Source organism: Ruegeria sp. BI11 (genome assembly GCF_056538005.1).
Genome location: NZ_JBQFSM010000004.1, coordinates 1 through 23,284 on the forward strand (window position 1 = coordinate 1; position 23,284 = coordinate 23,284).

General features: G+C 58.3%; 22 protein-coding genes and 1 pseudogene. 14 read left to right on the top strand and 9 right to left on the bottom strand.

Translation table 11 applies throughout. The annotated features are described in order from the left end of the window. Together ACR0DT_RS10485 and ACR0DT_RS10490 are read right to left on the bottom strand one after the other, a co-directional pair. Positions 1–224: pseudogene (locus tag ACR0DT_RS10485) on the bottom strand (hypothetical protein); the annotation flags it as partial. Between the two features lie 54 nt (positions 225–278). Beyond that, positions 279–992: a uroporphyrinogen-III synthase gene (locus ACR0DT_RS10490; protein ID WP_480710684.1), complete on the bottom strand. Its 714-nt coding sequence runs from the start codon at positions 990–992 to the stop codon at positions 279–281. Between the two features lie 97 nt (positions 993–1,089). Between ACR0DT_RS10490 and tsaD the strand changes: the two genes are divergently transcribed. The 5 genes from tsaD to ACR0DT_RS10515 all read left to right on the top strand — a co-directional run bounded on the left by tsaD (position 1,090) and on the right by ACR0DT_RS10515 (position 5,106). Beyond that, a complete protein-coding gene (gene tsaD, locus ACR0DT_RS10495; RefSeq protein ID WP_480710685.1) occupies positions 1,090–2,187 on the top strand; it encodes a tRNA (adenosine(37)-N6)-threonylcarbamoyltransferase complex transferase subunit TsaD in 1,098 nt (365 codons plus the stop codon). Further along, positions 2,184–3,146, top strand: coding sequence for an NAD(P)H-dependent glycerol-3-phosphate dehydrogenase (locus ACR0DT_RS10500; protein WP_480710686.1), 963 nt, complete (start codon positions 2,184–2,186; stop codon positions 3,144–3,146). Before tsaD ends, ACR0DT_RS10500 begins: the two co-directional genes overlap by 4 nt. 1 nt (position 3,147) lies before the next feature. Further along, on the top strand, positions 3,148–3,417 hold the full coding sequence (locus ACR0DT_RS10505) for a YciI family protein (RefSeq protein WP_480710687.1): 270 nt from the start codon (positions 3,148–3,150) through the stop codon (positions 3,415–3,417). Next, on the top strand, positions 3,417–3,839 hold the full coding sequence (locus ACR0DT_RS10510) for an EVE domain-containing protein (protein WP_480710688.1): 423 nt from the start codon (positions 3,417–3,419) through the stop codon (positions 3,837–3,839). Before ACR0DT_RS10505 ends, ACR0DT_RS10510 begins: the two co-directional genes overlap by 1 nt. 160 nt (positions 3,840–3,999) lie before the next feature. Then, positions 4,000–5,106, top strand: coding sequence for a hypothetical protein (locus ACR0DT_RS10515; RefSeq protein ID WP_480710689.1), 1,107 nt, complete (start codon positions 4,000–4,002; stop codon positions 5,104–5,106). A 202-nt stretch (positions 5,107–5,308) separates the two neighbouring features. Here ACR0DT_RS10515 and ACR0DT_RS10520 read toward each other — a convergent pair whose 3' ends face one another. Beyond that, on the bottom strand, positions 5,309–5,650 hold the full coding sequence (locus ACR0DT_RS10520; RefSeq protein WP_480710690.1) for a DUF2853 family protein: 342 nt from the start codon (positions 5,648–5,650) through the stop codon (positions 5,309–5,311). Positions 5,651–5,841: 191 nt separating this feature from the next. On the opposite strand from ACR0DT_RS10520, the gene ACR0DT_RS10525 reads away from it, so the two are divergent. Next, positions 5,842–6,489 (top strand): DUF899 family protein, encoded by a 648-nt coding sequence (locus ACR0DT_RS10525; RefSeq protein ID WP_480710691.1) that lies wholly within the window; start codon positions 5,842–5,844, stop codon positions 6,487–6,489. A gap of 14 nt (positions 6,490–6,503) precedes the next feature. On the opposite strand, the gene ACR0DT_RS10530 is transcribed toward ACR0DT_RS10525, so the two are convergent. The 3 genes from ACR0DT_RS10530 to ACR0DT_RS10540 all read right to left on the bottom strand — a co-directional run bounded on the left by ACR0DT_RS10530 (position 6,504) and on the right by ACR0DT_RS10540 (position 9,068). Then, positions 6,504–7,250, bottom strand: coding sequence for an extensin-like domain-containing protein (locus ACR0DT_RS10530; RefSeq protein WP_480710692.1), 747 nt, complete (start codon positions 7,248–7,250; stop codon positions 6,504–6,506). A gap of 13 nt (positions 7,251–7,263) precedes the next feature. Beyond that, a complete protein-coding gene (gene ahcY / locus ACR0DT_RS10535) occupies positions 7,264–8,652 on the bottom strand; it encodes an adenosylhomocysteinase (protein ID WP_480710693.1) in 1,389 nt (462 codons plus the stop codon). A gap of 101 nt (positions 8,653–8,753) precedes the next feature. Next, on the bottom strand, positions 8,754–9,068 hold the full coding sequence (locus tag ACR0DT_RS10540; protein ID WP_480710694.1) for a hypothetical protein: 315 nt from the start codon (positions 9,066–9,068) through the stop codon (positions 8,754–8,756). Positions 9,069–9,273: 205 nt separating this feature from the next. On the opposite strand from ACR0DT_RS10540, the gene ACR0DT_RS10545 reads away from it, so the two are divergent. Next, positions 9,274–9,867, top strand: coding sequence for an HD domain-containing protein (locus ACR0DT_RS10545; RefSeq protein ID WP_480710695.1), 594 nt, complete (start codon positions 9,274–9,276; stop codon positions 9,865–9,867). A gap of 28 nt (positions 9,868–9,895) precedes the next feature. On the opposite strand, the gene ACR0DT_RS10550 is transcribed toward ACR0DT_RS10545, so the two are convergent. The 3 genes from ACR0DT_RS10550 to ACR0DT_RS10560 form a co-directional block, all read right to left on the bottom strand. Next, entirely contained in the window at positions 9,896–10,291 is a 396-nt protein-coding gene (locus ACR0DT_RS10550) for a DUF805 domain-containing protein (protein ID WP_480710696.1), read from the bottom strand. A gap of 196 nt (positions 10,292–10,487) precedes the next feature. Continuing rightward, on the bottom strand, positions 10,488–11,042 hold the full coding sequence (locus ACR0DT_RS10555) for an ActR/PrrA/RegA family redox response regulator transcription factor (RefSeq protein WP_058283361.1): 555 nt from the start codon (positions 11,040–11,042) through the stop codon (positions 10,488–10,490). An 85-nt stretch (positions 11,043–11,127) separates the two neighbouring features. Next, positions 11,128–11,748 (bottom strand): SCO family protein, encoded by a 621-nt coding sequence (locus tag ACR0DT_RS10560; protein WP_480710697.1) that lies wholly within the window; start codon positions 11,746–11,748, stop codon positions 11,128–11,130. Between the two features lie 92 nt (positions 11,749–11,840). Here ACR0DT_RS10560 and regB point away from each other — a divergent pair, with 92 nt between their 5' ends. The 7 genes from regB (at position 11,841) to addA (ending at position 23,283) form a co-directional block, all read left to right on the top strand. Continuing rightward, a complete protein-coding gene (gene regB / locus ACR0DT_RS10565) occupies positions 11,841–13,238 on the top strand; it encodes a sensor histidine kinase RegB (protein WP_480710698.1) in 1,398 nt (465 codons plus the stop codon). 64 nt (positions 13,239–13,302) lie between these two features. Then, complete coding sequence (locus ACR0DT_RS10570) at positions 13,303–14,808, top strand: PAS-domain containing protein (RefSeq protein WP_480710699.1); 1,506 nt, start codon at positions 13,303–13,305, stop codon at positions 14,806–14,808. A 41-nt stretch (positions 14,809–14,849) separates the two neighbouring features. Further along, positions 14,850–15,323 (top strand): tRNA (adenosine(37)-N6)-threonylcarbamoyltransferase complex ATPase subunit type 1 TsaE, encoded by a 474-nt coding sequence (gene tsaE, locus ACR0DT_RS10575; protein ID WP_480710700.1) that lies wholly within the window; start codon positions 14,850–14,852, stop codon positions 15,321–15,323. Continuing rightward, the gene (locus ACR0DT_RS10580; RefSeq protein WP_480710701.1) at positions 15,320–16,324 is read left to right on the top strand and encodes an aminoglycoside phosphotransferase family protein; all 1,005 of its coding nucleotides are present in this window, start codon (positions 15,320–15,322) and stop codon (positions 16,322–16,324) included. Before tsaE ends, ACR0DT_RS10580 begins: the two co-directional genes overlap by 4 nt. Next, positions 16,321–17,007: a nucleotidyltransferase family protein gene (locus tag ACR0DT_RS10585; protein WP_480710702.1), complete on the top strand. Its 687-nt coding sequence runs from the start codon at positions 16,321–16,323 to the stop codon at positions 17,005–17,007. The genes ACR0DT_RS10580 and ACR0DT_RS10585 overlap by 4 nt, the downstream gene beginning before the upstream one ends. Beyond that, on the top strand, positions 17,000–19,927 hold the full coding sequence (gene addB / locus ACR0DT_RS10590) for a double-strand break repair protein AddB (protein ID WP_480710703.1): 2,928 nt from the start codon (positions 17,000–17,002) through the stop codon (positions 19,925–19,927). Before ACR0DT_RS10585 ends, addB begins: the two co-directional genes overlap by 8 nt. Next, entirely contained in the window at positions 19,924–23,283 is a 3,360-nt protein-coding gene (addA, locus tag ACR0DT_RS10595; RefSeq protein WP_480710704.1) for a double-strand break repair helicase AddA, read from the top strand. The genes addB and addA overlap by 4 nt, the downstream gene beginning before the upstream one ends. The last annotated feature ends 1 nt before the right edge of the window (position 23,284 follow it).

The window sequence follows — 23,284 nt, forward strand, 5'->3', positions numbered from 1 at the left end:
GCTTCGGCTTCGGCTTCGGCTTCGGCTTCGGCTTCGGCTTCGGCTTCGGCTTCGGCTTCGGCTTCGGCTTCGGCTTCGGCTTCGGCTTCGGCTTCGGAAAAGGCCTCTTCTACTGGCTCAGCCACGTCAACAGGAGCTTCTTCCCCCGCAATTGTGGATTCAACCACTTCGTCCGACTTGGGGTCTTCCACCGGCTTTTGATCGGTTTTCTTCTTACGAGCCACCGCAACATTCCCCTTATCGAATCCAAAATCGCATGAATAACAGACCACTCTAAGTTAATCGGTGGTCCCGCCACCCTCAACCCGCATCGCATGTTTCACAAGTGTTTTAACTGCTTTCCTCATTTTCTTCTGGGTCGGCGCTTTGGCGATCTTTAGACGCGCGTGGTCCAAGGAATAAAGGGGTTCCGCGGTCGCTTCGCTGATCGAGGCCAGCCACAACGGCGCTGAACCAGTCCAGATATCGGCAAATTGTCGCGCCGTTCGGGGGGAAAATAACGGCGCGATAATCGGTTCTTTGCCACTGGCGGCGGCGGAGGCCTCTGGTGTTAGTGGTAACAAGTGTTGCTGATAGACGGCCTGTTCGCGCACGGTCAGCCCGGACTCGGTCAGGCGATTGGCGATATTGCCCCGGCTGTGTTCACCACGCAAATGCAGCAGCGGGCTGTTGGGCCTGTGTTTCAGCAGATTAGCCACCAGCTCTTCCGCCGTTGCGCCAACCATCTGCGCATTCCATCCGGCAATTTGGGCCGTGCCGGTGGTGGCGGGGCCGACGCAAAAGGCGGGCATGTCGCGCGATAATCCCAGAGACATGGCAGCATTCACCCCATTTGCAGAGGTGAAAATCAGCCCCCGCACCCCACCGACGTCGACATTGATCGGCAGGGGTTTGATTTCCAGTATCGGGGAATAGATGACTTTGACCCGAGATCTGGTGCGGGCCGACAACTGCGCGACAAACCGTTCTGAGGCGGCGCGCGGGCGGGTCATCAACAAATACAACGGTCGGCGCCTTCCGCCTTGGGATTGTTTGCATCCGCGCAGGGTGATACCCCGCTTGGCAATCATGGTGTAACGGATCAGACCAATGGTGCAAACACTTACCGTCCTCGGATTGGAAAGCAGCTGTGATGACACGGCTGCCGCCGTCGTGCGCCAGACCGAGGGTTCGGGGGCCGAGGTGCTGTCCTCGATCGTGCATGGCCAGACCGAGTTGCACAGCGCTTTTGGCGGCGTAGTGCCCGAGATCGCCGCCCGAGCGCATGCGGAAAAACTGGATATCTGCGTCGTTCAGGCATTGGACGCCGCCGGTCTGACGCTATCTGATATGGACGCCATCGCCGTCACCGCCGGGCCGGGCCTGATTGGCGGCGTCATGTCCGGCGTCATGTGCGCAAAAGGGCTGAGCGCGTCTACCGGCCTGCCGTTGATTGGAGTGAACCATCTGGCCGGGCACGCGTTGACACCGCGTCTGACTGACGGGATCGCCTTTCCCTACCTGATGTTGTTGGTTTCAGGAGGTCACTGTCAGTACCTGATCGCGCACGGGCCGGAACAGTTCACCCGGCTGGGCGGCACCATCGACGACGCTCCCGGCGAGGCGTTCGACAAAACTGCTCGCTTGCTGGGCCTTCCGCAACCCGGTGGTCCATCGGTTGAGGTTGAGGCTCGTTCGGGTGATCCCAAACGGTTCCGCTTTCCGCGCCCTCTTTTGGACCGGCCAGGGTGCGATCTGTCTTTCTCGGGGTTGAAGACTGCGCTGATGCGAATGCGGGATCAGATCGTGGCTGAAAAGGGTGGGCTGACCCGTCAGGACCGCGCCGATCTGTGCGCCGGGTTTCAGCAGGCCATCGTCGATACGTTGGCAGAAAAAACCCGCCGCGCGATGGATCGATATCTGGACGAAAATCCTGTAGAACCTGTGATCGCAGTTGCGGGTGGCGTGGCGGCAAATTCTGCCATTCGTGCCACGTTAGAGGCTGTTTGTGCTGAAAAAGGCGCGCGCTTTACAGCTCCACCACTGAATTTATGCACCGATAATGCCGCCATGATCGCCTATGCCGGGATCGAGCGGTTTCGTACTGGTGCCAGGGATGGGTTGGACCTGACAGCCCGACCCCGCTGGCCGTTGGATCAGACCAGCCCTGCAATGCTGGGCAGCGGCAAGAAAGGGGCCAAAGCATGAGCGTCGCGATTCTCGGTTCAGGTGCATTCGGCACCGCACTGGCAATCTCACTGGCCGGGAACGGCCCGGTGACCTTGTGGTCGCGCAACGCAGAGCAAGCACGCGACATGCAAAACACCCGCGAAAACGCTACACGCCTGCCAATTGTGACCCTCCCGGATGAGATATTGGTGACAGCCGATATACCGGACGCTGCGACCTCTGATGTGCTGTTGCTAGCGGTGCCTATGCAGAAACTGCGGACCGCTCTTGAGGAGCACGCCCAAGTTCTGACCGGAAAGACGCTTGTGGCCTGCTGTAAAGGGATCGAGCTTTCCTCGGGTCTTGGTCCTATCTCGGTGATCCACCAGACCATCCCGGATGCGCGCCCGGCTCTGCTGACCGGCCCCAGTTTCGCCGATGACATCGCGCGCGGGCTGCCCACGGCGCTGACGCTGGCCTGTGCGGATGCCGATCTGAGCGAAACGCTGCAGACCGAACTGACCACTGCCAACTTGCGTCTCTATCGCACCACAGATGTTATCGGCGCGGAACTGGGCGGTGCCTTGAAGAACGTCATGGCCATCGGCTGCGGTGCAGCAATCGGCGCCGGGCTGGGCGACAGCGCTCGCGCTGCCCTGATGACCCGTGGATTTGCCGAGATGCAGCGGTTCGCTTTGATGCGGGGCGCGCGCCCTGATACCTTGATGGGCCTGTCCGGGCTGGGGGATCTGGTGCTGACCTGCTCGTCCGAATTGTCCCGAAATTACCGTTTTGGCCTGTGTTTGGGTCAAAATCGCCCGTTCGACAGCCGCACTACGGTCGAAGGCGTCGCTACCGCACGGGCCATGGCCGAGATCGCCCTGGCCGAGGGGCTGGACATGCCCATCAGCGCCACGGTGGCCGACCTAAGCCATGGTACTTATAGTGTGCCCCAAGCCATCCAAACCCTGCTCAATCGACCCCTCAAGGAGGAATAATATGCTCATAGCCCTGATCGCCAAGGACAAGGACGGTGCCCTGCAAACCCGGCTGGACAACCGCGCCGACCACCTGGCCTATATCGAGGAAACCGGCGTTGTCTCCCAGGCCGGTCCTCTGCTGGATGGCGATGCGATGATCGGCTCGCTGATCATTCTTGAGGTCGAAGATATGGCTGCGGCACAGGCCTGGGCGGATAACGACCCTTATGCCAAGGCGGGGCTATTTCAATCCGTCGAGCTGATCGTGTGGAAGAAGGTCATCGGCTGATGGCGTATTGGCTGTTCAAATCCGAACCTTCCACCTGGAGCTGGGACCAGCAGGTTGCCAAAGGGGATGCAGGCGAAGAATGGGACGGCGTACGCAATTATCAGGCGCGCAATTTCATGCGCCAGATGGCTGTCGGTGATCGTGGGTTCTTTTATCATTCGCAAAAGGACAAAGCGATCGTCGGCATTGTCGAGGTCTGCGCCGAGGCGCATCCCGACAGCACCACCGATGATGAACGCTGGGAATGCGTCGACATCAAGGCCATCCGTCCCTTCACAACTCCGGTTACATTGGACCAAATCAAGGCGGATGAACGTCTTGGCGAGATGGTGCTGGTAAAAAACTCTCGCCTGTCCGTTCAACCTGTGACTGAAGAGGAATGGCGGACCATTTGTGCCCTGGGGGCAACCCAGCCGGATTGACCGATTCAGCGCATACAGGCGCAAACCTTCTCAAGACACCAATAAAATGGTATATTTTATGCGCTGCACCTAGTGGGGGCAACGGCGGTCGCAGATTTAGTGATCGCCTGTCTTTTGGTGTTGCTCGATCTTTGGTTGATCAATTCGAAAGCACGAACCCATGTCTGACGTTGAAGGCAGCGATGGGAATATAGAAGACGTTGCTGCTGAGCTGAGTTCGAAAAACTGGGAAACGCGCCTCGAGATTGCACGAGAGCAGCGCGCCGCTGCGCTGGCCGAAGCCCAGAAATCGCGTGAGCCAAAAACACCGTCAGGTAACTGCCATGAAACACCGCAGAGCGAAGCCCTAGCGGAACCTGGCGAGTCGAAATTCGAACAGGTTGTGTTTAAAAGCACCCAGTCAAAACACCCAACAACGCATCCCCGGCGACGGCATCTGAATCGCATGTATCCGGTTATTGCTGGCGCAATGCTTTGTGGTGCTTTCCTGCACTGGGCCACAACCAGTGTTTTGGCGGGATGGCGAAACCCCGACGCCGTAATTCAGGCCAGCTTACCCATTGAAACAAAGCCTGAAATCTCCGCGAGAATCGAACCGAGAGAAGACTATGTGCCTTTACCCAATCTGGAACCGGATACCGCAGAGCCGATTACACATATTGGCAAATTGAAACTCAAGGACGCCGCAGCACAACCGAAGCTTGGGCTAGCAGAAAGGGACCCAATTAAGCCGTTGGGTTACACACCGCCCCAGGTGATTGCCATCACCGACGCGTTGTCACCACCAGTGCTGCAAAATTCAGACCAAGCAAAGACGCCACTAAAATCCATGCCGGACGTCGTGTATGCCTTTGCGATCACGCATGGTTCGGCGCCAACACCCCCTGAATTGACTGACAACTGGCCTGTTCAAGACAGGACCAAAGAAACTGAGGTGTCTCTTTTTGTACCCGTGGGCGTATCAAATGAGACCAGCATTAACGTACTTGAGGTTTTGACCTCAGATCAGACCGACGTGGTTGCAACTGCGCGGGTTAATTTTTCCATTAAGGCGACTCAGGTTCGGTATTATCACGCAAAAGACGCGGAAATTGCTGATCTGACAGCAAAGGCGCTTGGTGGAATCTCTCGAGATTTTACGAAGGCAGGTTCAAAAACGCGGCCTGGTCATATTGAGGTTTACCTGGCTGGAAAAGGGGGTGGCAAGAAAAGCCGACCAGATCCAGTGGAACGGTTTGTTGCCCGAATTATTGAAGAGTTCCAGTGAAAATTCGGGAAGGTTCCGACGGTACAGAACCTTCCCTACCCCCGCGTGCTCCCTACTCACCACACGCGTTTGGAAATCTTTGGCTCTGACCGTCCTGGTCACACTCTGATACTAGTCGAATTCCGGCAGTCAGCACAAACGCCAAGTGCTTAAAATTGAAAACGCCCGCTAACGGACTGCCGGACGCCCATTGACCAAGGGTTCAGCCGTAGACGGACTCTTTGCCGAAATGTTTGGTCAGCATGTAATACACCACAGCACGGTATTTGTTGCGCTCGGACATGCCATAAGTTTCCAGCGCTTTGTTGATACCCTTCATCAGATCTGGCCCATCGGACAGGCCCAGTTTCTTGATGAGGAAGTTATTCTTGACTGTCTCAAGCTCACCTTCCTGCGTGGCAGCCACAGTTGACGCGTCGGCGTCATAGATCGCCGGACCACAACCGATGGTGACCTTGGTCAGCAGGTCCATGTCGGGGTCCATTCCGCATTTGTTTTTCAGATCATCTGCGTATTTGGCGATCAGCTCGTCGCGTTTACCCATGTCCCAATCTCCTTAATCCGTTGTCACGGCACGTTTCACCGATGCCCGAGAGACTAGCCTTGCAACGAGATTTCCCAAAAGGGAAAAATCACAAGGTTTCCCCCTAGGCCGAACTTTGCGGAACGCCGCGAATTGATTTTCGTGGATTTAGTATTTAACCTTTTTGTTAATTATGATTCCCGGAGGTCCTCATGCCCGTTTCCCTGCCCAATGAAACCACCGAATACCGATCCGCGCGCAACGCACTTCTTTCCGCCGAGCGGGACCTGAGAGCCAAGGTTGAAGAGGTCGCCGCCTTACGCCGTGCTCTACCTGCTGGTGGTAAAATCCCTGACGATTACACGTTCCGAGATCTGGCAGGCCAGGCCGCGCCAATGTCGTCGTTGTTTGGAGACAAGGACACGCTGATCATCTATTCGCTGATGTACGGACCGGATGCGGAGCGTCCCTGCCCGATGTGTTCGGCCTTTCTGGACGGGCTGAACAGTCAGGTCCATCATCTGACGCAGAAGGCATCGGTTGCAGTGGTGGCGCAGAATACGCCCGAAAAGCTCTTGGCTCTCAAGGACAAGATGGGCTGGAATGCACTCCCGCTCTATTCCGCACTGGGGACACGCTACCAGAGTGACTATCTGGCCGAGACGGAGGGTGGTGACCAGCTTCCCATCCTGAATGTCTTTCAGCGCCTCGCGGACGGTATTCGTCATTTCTGGAGTTCCGAGCTGTTTTTTGAACCCAGCGAATGGCATCCCCGGCATGTGGATGCAGCGTGGCCATTGTGGAATGTACTAGATTTCACGCCTCAGGGCCGCGGTGATTTCATCCCCTCCCTACGCTGAGCCGGCGGGCGCGACTATCGGCAATTGCCCCAGCCGGGTCCCTGAAGGTGAAAATGATCGGCATGTAAGCGGTTGAAATCAGGTCCAAGTACTACACGGAACCAATCACATGCGCCGCGTCCGATCCGGCGCAGAAATTCGGCCTCGGGGCTCGAAGACGCCCAATCCTGCAACAGGCTGAGTGTCCGTCCATCCGCCAGTTCCACCCCGACAATGTCGATTGAATCCGCGGTGGCATGGCTGCTCCACCCGCTGTTTTCGCCTTGGGCCGTGCGCATGCGGCGACAGTTATAGCTGCCCAGATGGCGCAACTTTCGGACCTTGGTGCCCAGAAGCTCCTGCGCTGATGGCTGCACCACATGGTATTCCCACATCGCTAGACGCAGGGCGGTGGTGCACCGTGTCTCAACAGCCGCAACCCTGGCTGAGGTCAGTTGCGACAACGCGCCCCGACCGGCAATCCCGCAATTCTGATCAACGACCAGATCCTCCATCGGTGCGAACTCCACGCCCGCGTCGGACAGAACCGCCCGACATTGCGCCTCATCCGCCAGCGCCCAGTTCAATTGGTATTTTGTGACCGGAGTGACCAGAGCGGTGACCGTCAGGCCCCGCAACGGATTCCAATGTGCGGGAACAGGCGATTGTGGATGGGACAACAGCAAGTACCCACCGGAACCAACAAGAAATAGAAATACGATGATCGAAAAGAAGGACGCCGCCAGATAAGAAATCCGGCGGCGTCCCGTGCGTTTGGTCATACCAGATCCGCGATCAGTAGCGGTAATGCTCGGGCTTATAGGGGCCTTCCGGCGCAACACCGATATAGGCCGCTTGTTCATTATCCATCTTGGTCAGTTTCACGCCGATGCGGTCCAGATGCAGGCGGGCCACTTTCTCATCCAGATGCTTGGGCAAGATGTAGACCTTGTTTTCGTACTGATCCCCTTTTGTGAACAGTTCGATTTGCGCCAGAACCTGATTGGTGAACGAAGCCGACATCACGAACGAAGGATGCCCGGTGGCGTTGCCGAGGTTCAGCAGGCGGCCTTCGGACAGCAGGATGATACGGTTGCCCGAGGGCAGTTCGATCATATCTACCTGTTCCTTGATGTTGGTCCACTTGTGGTTCTTCAGGTTGGCGACCTGAATTTCGTTGTCGAAGTGACCGATGTTGCCAACGATGGCCATGTCCTTCATCTCGCGCATATGCTCGATGCGGATCACGTCCTTGTTGCCGGTGGTGGTGATGAAGATGTCCGCGCTTGCAACTTCGTCTTCCAGCAGGGTGACTTCAAACCCGTCCATCGCCGCTTGCAGCGCGCAGATCGGGTCCACTTCGGTCACCTTCACACGGGCACCCGCACCGCGCAGAGACGCTGCCGATCCTTTGCCCACGTCGCCATAACCGCAAACCACGGCAACCTTACCGGCCATCATGGTGTCGGTGGCGCGGCGGATACCGTCGACCAGAGATTCTTTACAGCCGTATTTGTTGTCGAATTTCGACTTGGTGACCGAGTCATTCACATTGATCGCCGGGAACGGCAGGTGGCCGTCTTTCACCAGCTGATACAGACGATTCACACCGGTGGTGGTTTCCTCGGACACGCCTTGGATCTGGTCGCGCATCTTGGTGAACCAGCCGGGGCTTGCTGCCATGCGCTTGGCGATCTGTTTCTTGATCACCTCTTCCTCTTCCGAACCCGGAACAGGAATGATGTCCTCACCCGCTTCGGCGCGGGCACCCAACAGAATGTACAGCGTAGCATCGCCGCCATCGTCCAGGATCATGTTCGGGCCGTCTTCGAACAGGAAGGACTTGTCCAGATAATCCCAATGCTCTTCCAGTGTCTGGCCCTTGATGGCGAAGACCGGGATGCCAGCCTCGGCAATCGCCGCCGCCGCGTGGTCTTGGGTCGAGAAGATGTTGCACGACGCCCAGCGCACATCGGCGCCCAATGCAACTAGCGTTTCGATCAACACAGCTGTCTGGATGGTCATGTGCAGCGAACCCACGATCCGCGCACCTTTCAGGGGCTTGCTCTCACCGTATTCCGCGCGCAGGGCCATCAGGCCCGGCATCTCGGTTTCGGCGATGTCTAGCTCTTTGCGGCCAAATCCGGCCAATGCAATGTCTTTAACGATATAGTCCCCGGCCATCATATGCTCCATTCCGGTAAACAGGTCCGGGCTGCCCCCTAGCATCCCTTGGGGCAGGTAGCAACGCAGATGGCCGAAAACAGATTATTTGGCAGCAAAAATTAGCTGGGCTCACCCTTTAGTGCAATCTTCGGGATCGCTTCAAAAAAATCGGTGCCAACGGCGACAATACAACTAATGCCGTTCGCCTGGGTCACCAGAACCGTATAGCTTCCGGTTTCCTTCGAGGTCCAAACCTCCATGATCGCCTGTGCACCGCGCGTTTTCTGCAATCCGCCAAAGACCAGCTCTTCTGAATAGCTGTCCTGCAGCTTGGCGATCACATGCTCGCGTTGCGCACAACCTTGGGCAAATGCAGGGGGGGCAGTGGCGGCCATTCCAAAGGCCAGGGTAATTCCAAACAGTCGCTTAAACATAGCTAGCTCCTTTCGATACGAGTTACGTTCCGAGAGGGGCACACCAGGAGGAGCATGCGCCCCCCTCAGCACTAATGTCGGTATCACCACGCACCCCTTCAAAGCACGACTGGTCAAGAAAAAGTTGGCAGCTGGTGATCTCGACAGGTACATCATAACACAAAAACGCGAAACTTACGTGTGCGACTTCACAGGGCATGGCATAATGGCAACACAAGCACGAGCATGGCAGAGGATGCTGTCGGGGCGCAGACTGGATCTGCTGGACCCGACCCCTGTCGACATCGAAATCGAAGATATTGCGCACGGGCTGGCCTTTGTGGCCCGTTGGAACGGCCAAACGGCGGGTGATTTTGCCTATTCCGTGGCCGAACATTCCCTGCTGGTCGAAGAGCTTTTTGGCCGGATTGCGCCCAAAGCGCCGGTGAAATGGCGGCTCGCAGCTTTGTTACACGATGCGCCGGAATATGTGATCGGAGATATGATCTCGCCGGTCAAATCCGCCGTTGGCCCCGATTATGGTGCTTTGGATGACCGTCTGGCGGCAGCGATCCACATCCGCTTCGGATTGCCTGCTGCGGTGCCGAAAACGGTGAAACGTCAGATTAAGAAGGCTGACAAGATCAGCGCCTGGATGGAGGCGACACAGATCGCGGGCTTTTCTGAAACCGAGGCGACCAAATTCTTTGGTCGCCCGGATAAGGCGGTGATGGAAGGGTTAGAGATCAAGCTTAGACCGCCAGTTGAGGTAAGGCGAGCGTATACGGCCCGACATGATGAATTGCTGCGGAAGCTGTAGTCCTAAGCCACGTCTTTGATCCAGCGGGTTAGGGGAAGATGTCCGTGTCTCCAAAATCGTTCGAACCAGCCTGACTTGGCTGAATGTAGAAGTATATTAGGACTAAGGTTCCGATTATTGGAATGAAGCCAATCAACAGCCACCAACCGGTTCGTCCAATGTCGTGCAAACGTCTGGCTCCGATCGCAAGATTGGGAAGCAAAAGCCCAAGCGACACCAGAACTGACAGCGGCTGGCCGGCGCTCGGCTCGAACGCACCAAATCCAAGCATCGGTGCGATTAGGGTCCCATCAATTATCCGCGTCACCACAAGAACGAGAATTACGGCCAATACCCACCACCAAAATGTCGGACGCGAAGCTCGCCCGTTGAAATTAGCGTAGTTTGACAGGGCCCGCCGAAATGCCGTCGAAAGATTGTTCATTCCATTCTCCGCGATTGGACGGCATTCACATATCATAATTTCTTGTTATTTAACACGAAAACAACTGAATTTCGCTTCAGTAAACAGCCTAGGGAACTGGTACCAGAAATCCTGATGTACCATCGGGACAGTGCGCTAGACTATTATTCCACTGCTAGAGTGCGTTAAAACCCGCTTTAATCGGCCAGAAAGAGAGCTACCGCGGGCTGCGTTTCGCCAAAATCCGCTGCAACGTCCGGCGGTGCATGTTAAGCCGACGGGCGGTCTCGGAGACGTTGCGGTCACACAGCTCATAAACCCGCTGGATATGCTCCCAACGAACGCGGTCCGCGCTCATGGGGTTTTCCGGTGGTGGCGGCAGTTCGTCTCCTTTAGCCAGCAGCGCACTGGTAATGTCGGTGGCGTCGGCGGGCTTTGACAGGTAGTCGGTCGCGCCGATCTTGACGGCAGCCACGGCGGTGGCAATCGCGCCGTATCCGGTCAGAACCACAACCCGGCTGTCGGGGCGCTTTTCGCGCAGAACCTCGACCACATCCAGACCGTTACCATCCTCAAGCCGCAGGTCGACAACGGCATAGGCGGGGGGACGGGCGGTTGAAATGGCGCGGCCTGCAGCGACAGAGCCAGCGGTTTCAACTTCAAAGCCACGCTTCTCCATGGCTTTGGCCAGCCGCCTCAGAAACGGCTCGTCATCATCCACCAGAAGCAGGGATTTATCGGGGCCGATATCGAGGTCAGAGCTGTCCGCCATATTCTGTTCTTTCCGCAAATTCACGTCTTTGGCTTAAACATGAGTAATAGCAGCGCCATTCCAAAGGTCAAATCGACAGTGCGCCCTATATCTGATCCAAGAAGCACCCGACCTTATCGGCCATCTGTTCAGCCGTATCGTCGCGGTTGAAGAATTCCAGGAATCCGTGCTCGGGTGTCATCAGGTAGGTAAAGGTGGAATGATCGACCAGATAGTATTCGTCGCTTTTGTCCTGAGCCTTATAATAGGTCTTGTAGGCCTGGCTGGCGGCCTTCACCTGCTCGGCCGACCCGGTCAGCGCGATGGTCTTACCGCCAAGGTTAAACGCGTAGTCCGCCATCACTTCAGGGGTGTCGCGATCCGGGTCGATCGAGATGAACAGTGGCGTCACCGACTGGCCGCGCTCGGCCAAAATATCCACGGCCTCGGCATTGCGCGACATGTCAAAGGGGCAGACATCGGGGCAAAAGGTGTAGCCGAAATAAACCAGCGTCGGTTCGGTGATCACGTCTTTGTCGGTGATCGTCTCACCCTTGCCGTTGACCAACTCGAACGGGCCGCCAATGGCAGCTGAACCGCCCGCGATCTGCGCCGAGCGGCATTGCGCGAACTGGTCATCCGACCGACCGCCCAATGTCAGCAGCCACATGGCGCCCAAACCGACGGCCAGAACTACGGTTGCAAGGATGGCATAAAGGCGGGTCATGACATCAATCCTGAAATGAGAGGGGTTGTTGATCGTTTCGGCCGGGACACCTATCAAGATGCACAGCCGATGCAACAGGACAAAATAGACCAATGGCGAATTCCAACATCACATTGTGGCGCGGTCAGGAAAGCAGCAGTTGGATTCGGCTGCGCACGCTGATCCTGTTGCGCTGGGTGGCTATTATCGGCCAGTTCACAGCCATCACAGTGGCGCAGCAGTATTTTGACGTGCAGTTGGAATTGGCGCTGTGTTACCTGGCCATCGGTGTTTCGGTCATGGGTAACATGACGGCCATTCTGCTGTTCCCACAGAACAAGCGCCTGACCGAGTTTGAAAACTTTCTGATGGTGCTGTTCGACCTGCTGCAGCTGGCCATTCTATTGTATCTGACCGGCGGCTTGAACAACCCATTTGCCTTGCTGCTGCTAGGGCCGGTGACGATCTCGGCTAATGTGATGAGCACGCGATCGACCCTGATTGTGGGGGGGGTTGCGATCCTTGTAGCGTCCTTGCTGGCCGAGTTTCACCTGCCGCTGCGTACAGTTCAGGGCCAGACTTTGCTGATCCCTGATATGTTGCTGTTCGGAAACTGGGCCGCGATCGTTATCGCAATTGTGTTCATCGGGGCCTATTCCCACCGCGTCAGCTCCGAAGTCCGGTCTATGTCCGAGGCACTTGCTGCCACTCACATGGCCCTTGCGCGTGAACAGAAGCTGACCGATCTGGGCGGGGTCGTCGCCGCCGCCGCGCATGAACTGGGCACGCCGCTGGCCACGATCAAACTAACCAGCTCAGAGCTGATCGAGGAACTGGATGATCGCCCCGATCTGAAAGAAGACGCCGCCCTGATCCGCGAACAGGCCAACCGCTGCCGCGATATCCTGCGCGATATGGGCCGGGCGGGCAAAGACGATCTGCACTTGCGGCAGGCCCCCCTGTCCACCGTCGTGCATGAAGCCGCCGAGCCGCATATTCACCGGGGCAAGGTTGTGCATTTTGACGAAGGTCCGGCCGGGGACGGCGATGTGCAACAGCCCTCGATCCTCCGCAAGCCCGAAATCATTCACGGCCTGCGCAATCTGATCCAGAACGCAGTGGATTTCGCCCGTGCCAATGTCTGGGTCGAGGCCGAATGGACCACCGATCAGATTACCATCAACATCATGGATGACGGGCGCGGATACCCATCGCATATGATCGGGCGGATTGGCGATCCCTTTATGCGCCGCCGACGAGCCGAGACAGATCAGCGGACTCGTCCGGAATATGAAGGAATGGGGCTGGGGTTGTTCATTGCCAAAACCCTGCTGGAACGCAGCGGCGCAGAACTGAAATTTGCCAACGGGTCAGACCCCTATCAAAACCTGAGCGACAACCGTGACCGGCGGGGTGCGATTGTGCGAGTTTCCTGGCCGCGCAATCTGGTGGATGCGCAGACCGGAGACACGCCCGTCCCCTCAGGCGCGAACCAGCGCATCCAAGTCTGAGTTAAGACCCCGTTAACCATTAACACGCATAGTGCCTCCTCATGATATCAGTACCGAGGAGAGCATGGTCGACTGGATCATTCTGGCCGCAATTAGCCTAGTATCCGCCAGCCTGGCGGTGCAATGGCTGTTGCCCCGCCGTCGCCAACGGGGCGATAATTTTGGCTTATCCTCGCCCGCGTCTCTGTTCGATGTTGTCTTTCTGTTCGATGGTGACCGTTTGATCAGCCATTCCGACATTGCTCTGGAGGGGTTTCAGGCGGTCCGCGACTGGCCCGATCTGCGCCGCCTGCTGCAACGAGATTTTCCAACCTTTCCCGAGACACCTGACCTTATCCGACGCGAGGGCACGTTGGTCATTCCCGCCATCGATTGCACCATTGAACGCGACGTTCTGTGCGAATGGATCGATGGGATCGTTCGGGTGCAACTGCGCGACAGTGCCGACCGCCCTGCCCCGGTGCAACGTGACGCGCAGGATCCGATCCGGCTGGCAATGGAACAGGCGCCCTATCCGGTGTGGCTGCTGGATCTGCAAAACAACGTGCGCTGGTGCAACGCTGCCTATGTGTCGCTGGTGCGCAAAGTTCGCGGTCAAGATACCGATCTGACTGCACCGATGTTCCCTGGCACCGGAGAGGACGCACGGCTGGGTGCAAAAAGCCGCATCTCGATCTCGTCCGAAGACAGCGGCAACAAGCTATGGTTCGACCTGACGCTGGTGAATCACCCCGAGGGGCACCTGTGCTATGCCGTCGATATCAATGCAATCGTTGCCGCGGAAACCGCCCAACGCAAATTCGTTCAGACCATGACGAAAACCTTTGCGCAGCTGTCCATTGGTCTGGCCATTTTTGACCGTAACCGACAACTGGCGCTTTTCAACCCGGCCTTGATCGACCTGACCACCCTACCCCCGGATTTCCTGAGCTGCCGCCCCAGCCTGTCCAGCTTTTTCGACCGGCTGCGCGATCAACACATGATGCCGGAGCCCAAGAATTACCGTGGCTGGCGCAATCAGATGAACGACCTGCTCGAAGCGGCCGAGGACGGGAATTACCAAGAAACCTGGTCGCTGCCCTCGGGGTCAGTCTATTCGGTCAGCGGGCGGCCGCATCCCGACGGCGCTGTGGCCTTTCTGTTCGAGGATATCACGGCCGAGATTACCCTGACCCGGCGGTTCCGTTCGGAAATGGATCTGATGCAATCGGTTCTGGACAAGTTGGCCGATGCCATCGCGGTATTTGGGGATGATGGAACGCTGGCCTTCACCAACCGCGCCTATCAGCAGCTCTGGGGTGATACCGGCGAAGCTGGGTTCGAGCCGGATTCCGTGCTGGACGTGACACGCAGCTGGCAGGAACAAAGCGTCGCCTCACCGATCCTTGGCGAGATTCGCGATTTTGTGGAAATGCGTGACAACCGCGCCGAATGGTCAAGTGGCATGCGGCTGCGCAATGGCACCCATTTGTCTTGCACCGTTAGCCCCATGCAGAACGGCGCAACGATTGTGCGGTTCTCGGTCGAGGATGCACCAGCAACCCTGCCGATCCGTCATATCAGCGCTTGAACCGGGTTGCAGCCGCCCGGGCGTAAGGCCATTGTGGCGCTATGACGTTGCAGGCCGGTTCCATTACCCTTAATTCACCCGAAGAAACCGCCGATCTGGCCGCAAGGCTGGGCGCGGAATTGCGTCCCGGCGACATCCTGTTGCTTGAGGGTGAGATAGGTAGTGGTAAGACCCATTTTGCCCGCAGTCTGATCCAATCGCTGATGGTTGTCCCCGAGGATGTGCCCTCACCCACCTTCACGCTGGTGCAGGCCTATGACACCCCAGCCGGTGAAATCTGGCACTGCGACCTGTACCGGCTAACCGCAGTGGAGGAGATTGAGGAGCTGGGCCTATCTGATGCTTTTGACACCGCCATCTGCTTTATTGAATGGCCGGAAAAGCTGGGCCCGTTGACGCCCACAACCGCCTTGACTCTACATTTGAAACCAGACCCTAACAAACTGGAAAAACGTCATCTAACCCTCTCGTGGTCAGATCCGAAATGGCACAAAAAGCTGGAGAATGCCACATGACGAACCGGGCTGTGCTGGCCGAAGCGCTGATTGCACAAACACCATGGTCCAACGCAACGCGTGCGCCGCTGGCTGGGGATGCTTCGAACCGCCGGTACGAACGATTGAGCGATCCCGACACTGGCCGCACGGCGGTTTTCATGGATTCCCCTCCGGGCAAGGCCGAACCGGTCGAGGCTTTTGTTCGCATGGCCAACTACCTGCGGGAAATCGGCCTCAGCGCGCCTGAAATCTATGCAGAGGACACAGAATTCGGCTTTCTGTTGCTGGAGGACCTGGGTGATGATCTGTTCGCCCGCATACTCAAGCAAAACCCTCAGATGGAGCGAGAGCTGTATGAGGCCGCAACTGACGTGCTGATCGAACTGCACAGGGCACCCACCCTGTCTCTGCCCTCTTATGATCCGACCATGATGACCGAGCTAGCGGCGCTGTCCTTCACTAAATACGCCCAGGCGGTGTTGGGGGAACATGACGCAGACGCGCGGGTGCGGTTTGAAAACCGTTTTGCAGACATTCTGCATCGCGAAACCTCAGGCCGCAAAGTTGTTATTCAACGCGATTACCATGCGGAAAACATGATCTGGCTGCCGGACCGCGAAGGGGTGAAACGGGTGGGGTTGCTGGATTTCCAAACCGCGATGCTGGGCCATCCGGCCTATGACCTTGTGTCGCTGCTGCAGGACGTACGCCGCGATGTCGCAACAGGCACCGAGATGCGGATGGTAAACCGATACATCGCCGCAACCGCGGTAAATGATCATGATTTTCGAAGTGCTTATGCCGTGTTGGGCGCCCAAAGGAACCTGCGCATTCTGGGTGTGTTTGCCCGTTTGGCGACGGAATACGGTAAACCTCAGTATATTGATCTGATTCCGGCCACCTGGGCCCATCTGATGCGTGATCTGGACCATCCTGCATTGGTCACCGTAGCTGATCTGCTGCGTGGAGCCCTGCCCGCCCCAACCCCGGAAAACCTAGACAGGTTAAGACAAGCATGACCCGACACCCCGATGCCGTAATGCTGTTTGCCGCCGGGTTTGGCACCCGTATGGGCGCGTTGACCAAAGACCAGCCCAAACCCCTGATCAAGGTTGCGGGCCGCCCGTTGATCGACCACGCGCTGGATATGACAAACGATCTGCCTGCTGGCCGAGTGGTCGCCAACTTGCATTATCTGCCCGATCAGCTTGCGATGCATCTGACCCCCAAAGGTGTGCTGATGTCCCGTGAAGAGCCCGAGATTCTGGAAACAGGCGGCGGTTTGCGCGCTGCTTTGCCTCTGTTGGGGCCAGGCCCGGTCTTTACTCTGAATTCGGATGCAATTTGGTCCGGACCAAACCCGTTGACCATGCTCCGCAATGCGTGGGATCCAGACCGGATGGACGCGCTGCTGATGTGCGTTCCCATCGCCCAGACAATCGGGCATACCGGACCGGGCGATTTCACCGTAGATGCCGAGGGCCGGATCACTCGCGGCCCCGGATTGGTTTATGGCGGGGCGCAGATCGTCAAGACCGACGGGCTGGCGAATTTTACAGAACAGGCGTTCTCACTGAACCTACTCTGGGATCAGATGCACAAACAGGGCCGCTTGTTCGCGGTCACCTATCCCGGCCGCTGGTGTGACGTGGGTCGCCCCGAAGGGATCGCACTGGCCGAAAGGTTGATTGCCGATGTTTGAACCCAGCGGCGCGCCTCGTGTCTTTGCCGTGCCTCCGGGTGCGGATTTCCCGAAGGCCTTGGTAGAAGGCGTGCGCCAGCGTGCTGCTGAAAATCCGCCCGAGGCTCTGGCCCGAGTTCAGTTGGTCGTCAACACGCGCCGCATGGCCCGCCGCGTGCGCGAGTTGTTCGATCAGGGTCCCGCCTGCCTACTGCCGTGCCTGTCGCTGGTGACTGATCTGGGCGAAAGCGTCGATCTGGCGCAAATCCCGCCCGCCATCCCCGCATTGCGGCGCAAGCTCGAATTGACCCAGCTGATTGCCAAGCTGTTGGAACAACAGCCTGATCTGGCTGCACGATCCTCGCTTTTCGACCTGTCCGACAGTCTGGCGGCGCTGATTGATGAGATGCAAGGCGAAGGCGTTTCACCTGACACAATCCGGCAACTGGACGTCAGCGACATGTCCGGTCACTGGGCGCGGGCACAGGATTTTATCGGGATTGCCGACCATTTCATCGATTCTGGCCCAGATGCGTTGGACGCGCAGGCACGGCAGCGACGTGTGGTGGAAAACCTGATTGATCGCTGGCAGGTTACGCCCCCGCAGCATCCCGTGATCCTTGCTGGCTCAACCGGTTCGCGCGGTACAACACTGATGCTAATGGAGGCCGTGGCCCGCCTGCCGCAAGGGGCGCTGATCCTGCCGGGATTCGATTTCGACCAGCCAGACCACGTCTGGCAGGGTCTGGACGACGCGCTAACCTCGGAAGACCATCCGCAATACCGGTTCCGCAAGCTGATGACCCGGCTTGAGTTACAGCCGGGGCAGATCAAACAGTGGACCGACAATCCTGCCCCATCCCCTACCCGTAACCGACTGATTTCACTTGCTTTACGCCCAGCGCCAATCACTGATTCATGGATGTCCGAAGGCCCCCGGTTGTCCGATCTGGACGGTGCCACCAAAGACCTCACCCTGGTCGAAGCGCAATCTCCCCGCGCTGAGGCTTTGGCCATCGCATTGCGTCTGCGCGAAGCGGCTGAAACCGGCCAGACCGCCGCGCTCATCACACCCGATCGGATGCTGACCCGTCAGGTTAGCGCCGCGCTGGATCGGTGGAACATCCTGCCTGACGACAGTGCGGGTCTGCCCTTGCAACTGTCGCCTCCGGGCCGGTTCCTGCGCCATGTAGCAGGGCTGTTCGCCCGGCGGCTTGATGGTGAGGCACTGCTGACCCTGCTGAAACATCCGCTGTGTCACGATGGCGGCGAACGTGGCGCGCATCTGCTGCATACCCGCGATCTGGAACTGGATTTGCGGCGTCACGGCCCTCCGTTTCCGGACAGTGCCAGCCTGACCGCCTTTGCCATCCGCAAAGAGGTGCCTGAGGACTGGATGCAGTGGCTTGTGACGCAGTTCTGCGACCAACACCTGACAGGTGAATTGCCACTGTCCGATTGGGTGACCCGACTGCGCAATCTGGCCGAGGCGATTTCGGCTGGCAGTCAAGGCGATACGGGCACGTTGTGGGACAAAAACGCGGGGCAAAAGGCGTTGTCGGTTCTGACCGCGCTTGAGAATGAGGCCGAACATGGCGGCCCAATGACGGCCCATGATTTCGCCGATCTGCTGGGTGCACTGTTGGCGGGTGAAGAGGTCCGCGACCGTGACGCACCGCATCCACATATCATGATCTGGGGAACGCTCGAAGCACGGGTGCAGGGCGCTGATCTGTTGATCCTGGGTGGTCTGAACGAAGGCAGTTGGCCCGAGGCCGCAGCACCAGACCCTTGGTTGAACCGACAGATGCGCGATAAGGCGGGGCTGTTGCTGCCCGAACGCCGGATTGGGTTGTCGGCGCATGATTTTCAACAAGCCATCGGCGCGCCCGAGGTCTGGCTGACTCGCGCAACCCGATCTGATGACGCCGAAACCGTGCCGTCGCGTTGGCTGAACCGGATGACGAACCTGTTGCAGGGTTTGCCGGGGCAGGGTGGTCCTGAGGCCCTTTCCGCCATGCGCGCCCGTGGACGGCAATGGCTTGGTTGGTCAGAACAACTTGAGATCGCGCCGCGGATCGAACCGGCCGCGCGCCCGTCACCGCGCCCACCGGTCGCCGCGCGCCCGCGTCAACTAAGCGTGACCGAGATAAAACGCCTGATCCGTGATCCCTATGCAATCTATGCCAAACATGTCTTACGCCTGCGACCGCTGGACCCTTTGGTTCAGGCACCAGACGCTTTGCTGCGCGGGATCGTTATCCACGAAATCCTCGAACATTTCGTCAAGGACAGCGTGCTTGATGCTGCCTTGCTGACCCGCGAGCACTTCCTGACACGCGCCGAAACCCTGTTGGATCAGCATGTCGCGTGGCCCACCGCCCGAAAACTGTGGCTGGCGCGGCTTGAGCGGATCGCCGATGACTTTCTGACCGCTGAAATTGCTCGGCGAGGCGATGGCGGACCGGTGGCTTTTGAAGCGGCAATGAAGCTTGTGCTGTCTCCGCTGGATTTCACGATCGCAGGGCGGGCCGACCGGATCGACCACAACAGTCATGGCGCGTTGCGGATTGTGGATTACAAAACCGGTACACCTCCGACCGAAAGCCAGCAGGCCAAGTTCGACAAACAGCTATTGATCGAGGCTGCCATGGCCGAACAAGGTGCCATCGAGGGGATTGATCCGCTGCCAGTGGCCGAGGCTGTCTTTATTGGCATGGGCGGCACCTACAAAGAGGTCGCGGCCCCGCTGGTCAAGGAACCGCCGGACAAGGTTCTGGCTGAACTGAAAATGCTTATTTGCTCTTATTTAGAGCCTGATCAAGGATTCACCGCCCGCCGTATGCTGCACAAAGACACGGACGTTGGCGACTATGACCATCTGGCCCGGTTCGGAGAATGGGACCGCACCGATGAAACAACGCCCAAGGACCTGACATGAACGCCCACAACGATGCAACCGAGCGGCAGGTGCAGGCGGCGCGTCCGGATGCCTCAACCTGGTTAGCGGCCAATGCGGGTTCGGGCAAAACGCGGGTATTGACCGACCGGGTGGCGCGTTTGCTACTGGGTGGTGTTCAGCCGCAACATATACTCTGCCTGACCTACACCAAAGCTGCCGCCAGCGAGATGCAGAACCGGTTGTTCAAACGGTTGGGTGAATGGGCGATGCTGGGGGATGACAGGTTGCTGTCGCAACTGACCGATCTGGGCGTACCCGGCGTGATCGACCCTGACAAGTTAGCGCAGGCGCGTACCCTGTTTGCCCGCGCCATCGAAACGCCGGGTGGGTTGAAAATCCAAACGATCCACTCATTCTGCGCCTCGCTATTACGGCGTTTTCCGTTGGAGGCCGGGGTCAGCCCACAATTCTCGGAAATGGAGGACCGCGCCGCCGCCCTGTTGCGCGAAGAGATTGTCGAGGATTTTGCCGAAGGTCCACAGGCCACGCTAATTGAGGATGTCGCTCGGTTCGTCACCGATACCGGCTTTGACAACCTAACCGCCGCCGTCACGCATAAACGCAACCTGTTCGCACAACCGATGACGTGGACCGATTTGCTTCACCGTTTCGAGCTGCCCGACGGGTTTGACGAAATCGCCCTGCAGGACCGCGTATTTATGGGTGGGGAGGTCGAGCTGATCCGCGCGATCCTGCCTGCGCTGGTTGAAAGCGGCGGCAACAACGCTAAGGCTGCGGCCAAACTGGCGACGTTTGCTGAGGCACGGATTAGCAGCTTGCCCCTGTTGGAAAGTGTGTTTCTGACGGGCAAGTCCGCCAAAGAACCCTTTACCGCCAAGATCAACAGTTTCCCCACCAAAGCCCTGCGCGAAGGCGCCTTGGTTGGTAATATGCCGCAGCTGGAAGCCCTCATGCTGCGGATCGAGGCCGCACGCGAACACCGACTGGCGCTGGTTGCGGCACGCAAAACGCATGTCCTGCACCGCTTTGCCGCGGCCTTTTTGCCGGAATACGAACGCCGTAAACAGCTGCGGGGTTGGTTGGATTTTGACGACCTGATCCTACGGGCTCGGCAAGTGTTGAACGATCCGGCGGTGGCCGAATGGGTGCTGTACCGCCTGGATGGCGGCATCGACCATATTCTAGTGGACGAAGCGCAGGACACCAGCCCCGACCAATGGGACGTGGTTGAAAAGCTGGCTCAGGAATTCACCAGCGGGGAAGGGGCCCGGTCCGGAGTCGAGCGGACGATATTTGTGGTTGGCGACAAGAAACAGTCGATCTATTCTTTTCAGGGCGCTGACCCGCAGGCCTTTGACCGGATGCAGCAGGAATTCGGCCGCAGATTGAATGAATCAGGCTCAAAACTATGGGATTCGACGCTGGAATACTCTTTCCGGTCCTCCAGCGCGATCCTGTCTTTGGTCGATATCCTGTTCGAAAACCGCGCCGAAGCTGGTTTCCACAAGGACAGCCTGCACCGTGCCTTCAAGGCCGACTTGCCGGGGCGGGTTGACCTATGGCCGGTGATTGAAAAGGTCGACGAAGACAACGATGACGACTGGACCGATCCGGTCGATCGACCGGGCGCCCGGCATCACACCGTCATTCTGGCCGAGAAGGTAGCCCGGTCGATCAAAGACATGATCGAAACCGGCGAGACGATCCCAGAAGATGGTGACACGCCCGGCACCTTCGTGCGGCGCAAGGTGCAGCCGGGGGATTTTCTGATCCTCGTCCAGCGCCGTTCGGACCTTTTTGCCGAGATCATCCGCGCCTGCAAAACCGAAGGCTTGCCTATTGCCGGGGCTGACCGCCTGAAGGTGGGCGCGGAACTGGCTGTCAAGGACCTGGCCGCACTGCTAAGCTTTCTGGCCACACCCGAAGACAGCCTGTCGCTGGCAACCGTGCTGAAATCGCCATTGTTCGGGTGGAGCGAACAGCAGCTGTTCGATCTGGCGCACAAGCGGCAGGAACAATTCCTGTGGGCCGCATTGCGTCAACGGGCCGAGGAATTCCCCGAAACGCTGGGCATCCTCAACGATCTACGCGGCCAGATCGACTTTCTGCGCCCTTATGACCTTATCGAACGCATCCTGACCCGTCATGACGGGCGGCGGAAACTACTGGGTCGATTGGGGGCCGAGGCCGAGGATGGCATCAACGCGCTGCTATCCCAAGCGTTGGCTTATGAGCGTACCGATATTCCCAGCTTGACCGGGTTTTTGGTCTGGATGCAGACCGACGACCTGGAAATCAAACGACAGATGAGCGGTGTCGGAAACATGATCCGCGTGATGACGGTACATGGCTCCAAAGGGCTTGAGGCCCCCATCGTGATCCTGCCGGATACCGGTAAACGGCAGGCACCACGCGACGCAGAGATCATGGTAGCTAAGGGCACACCACTGTGGAAAGTGCCAGCGGATTCCTCGCCGGCCTTGATCGCAAAGGCGCGGGCTGAAGCGCGGGCGCGGGAAGAGAATGAGCGGCTTCGACTGCTATATGTGGCTCTAACACGAGCAGAAAAGTGGTTGATCGTCGGTGCTGCTGGGGATGTCGGCAAAGATGGCACCAGCTGGTATCAAATGGTCGAGGCCGCAATGGCGCGAGCGGGGGCCACGCAGCTGCCCGGTTCGGAAACCCTGCGCCTGTCGCATGCGGATTGGAACGCGCTGCCAGTTGCCGAACACGCGGAGTCACAAGTCGCCGCGACACAGCTGCCTAGTCAATTCCTATCTCCGGCAGTCACGCCGGAACCAGCGCCCGAAACGCTCAGCCCGTCCGATCTGGGCGGAGCCAAAGCACTACCCGGAGATACCGGTCAGGACGAAGAGGCCGCCAAGCTGCGCGGCACACGGCTGCACCTGTTGTTGGAACACCTGCCCTCCGTCGGACCGGAGAAGTGGCAGCAGCTCTGCGCCCGGGTTCTGCCCGATATGCAGGAACCTGCACGGCGGGAATTGCTGGGCGAGGCGCAGGCCGTTCTGGCGGCAGATCATCTGAAATTCGTGTTCGCCGATGACACCTTGTCCGAAGTGCCGGTGACCGCTGAGTTGAACGGTCGGCGCATGCATGGGGTGATTGATCGTCTGATCGTAACCGAGACCGAAGTGCAGGTGATTGATTTCAAATCAAATGCCACGGTCCCCGACAGCCCAAAGACCTGCCCTGAAGGTCTGTTGCGGCAAATGGGGACCTATGCCCAAGCACTGGCGCAAATCTACCCGGATCGGGAAATCCGCACGGCGATCCTGTGGACGCGCACAGCCGATCTGATGTGGTTGCCACACGATCTTGTGACGGATGCGCTGGCCCGCACCCAGATATCTTGAC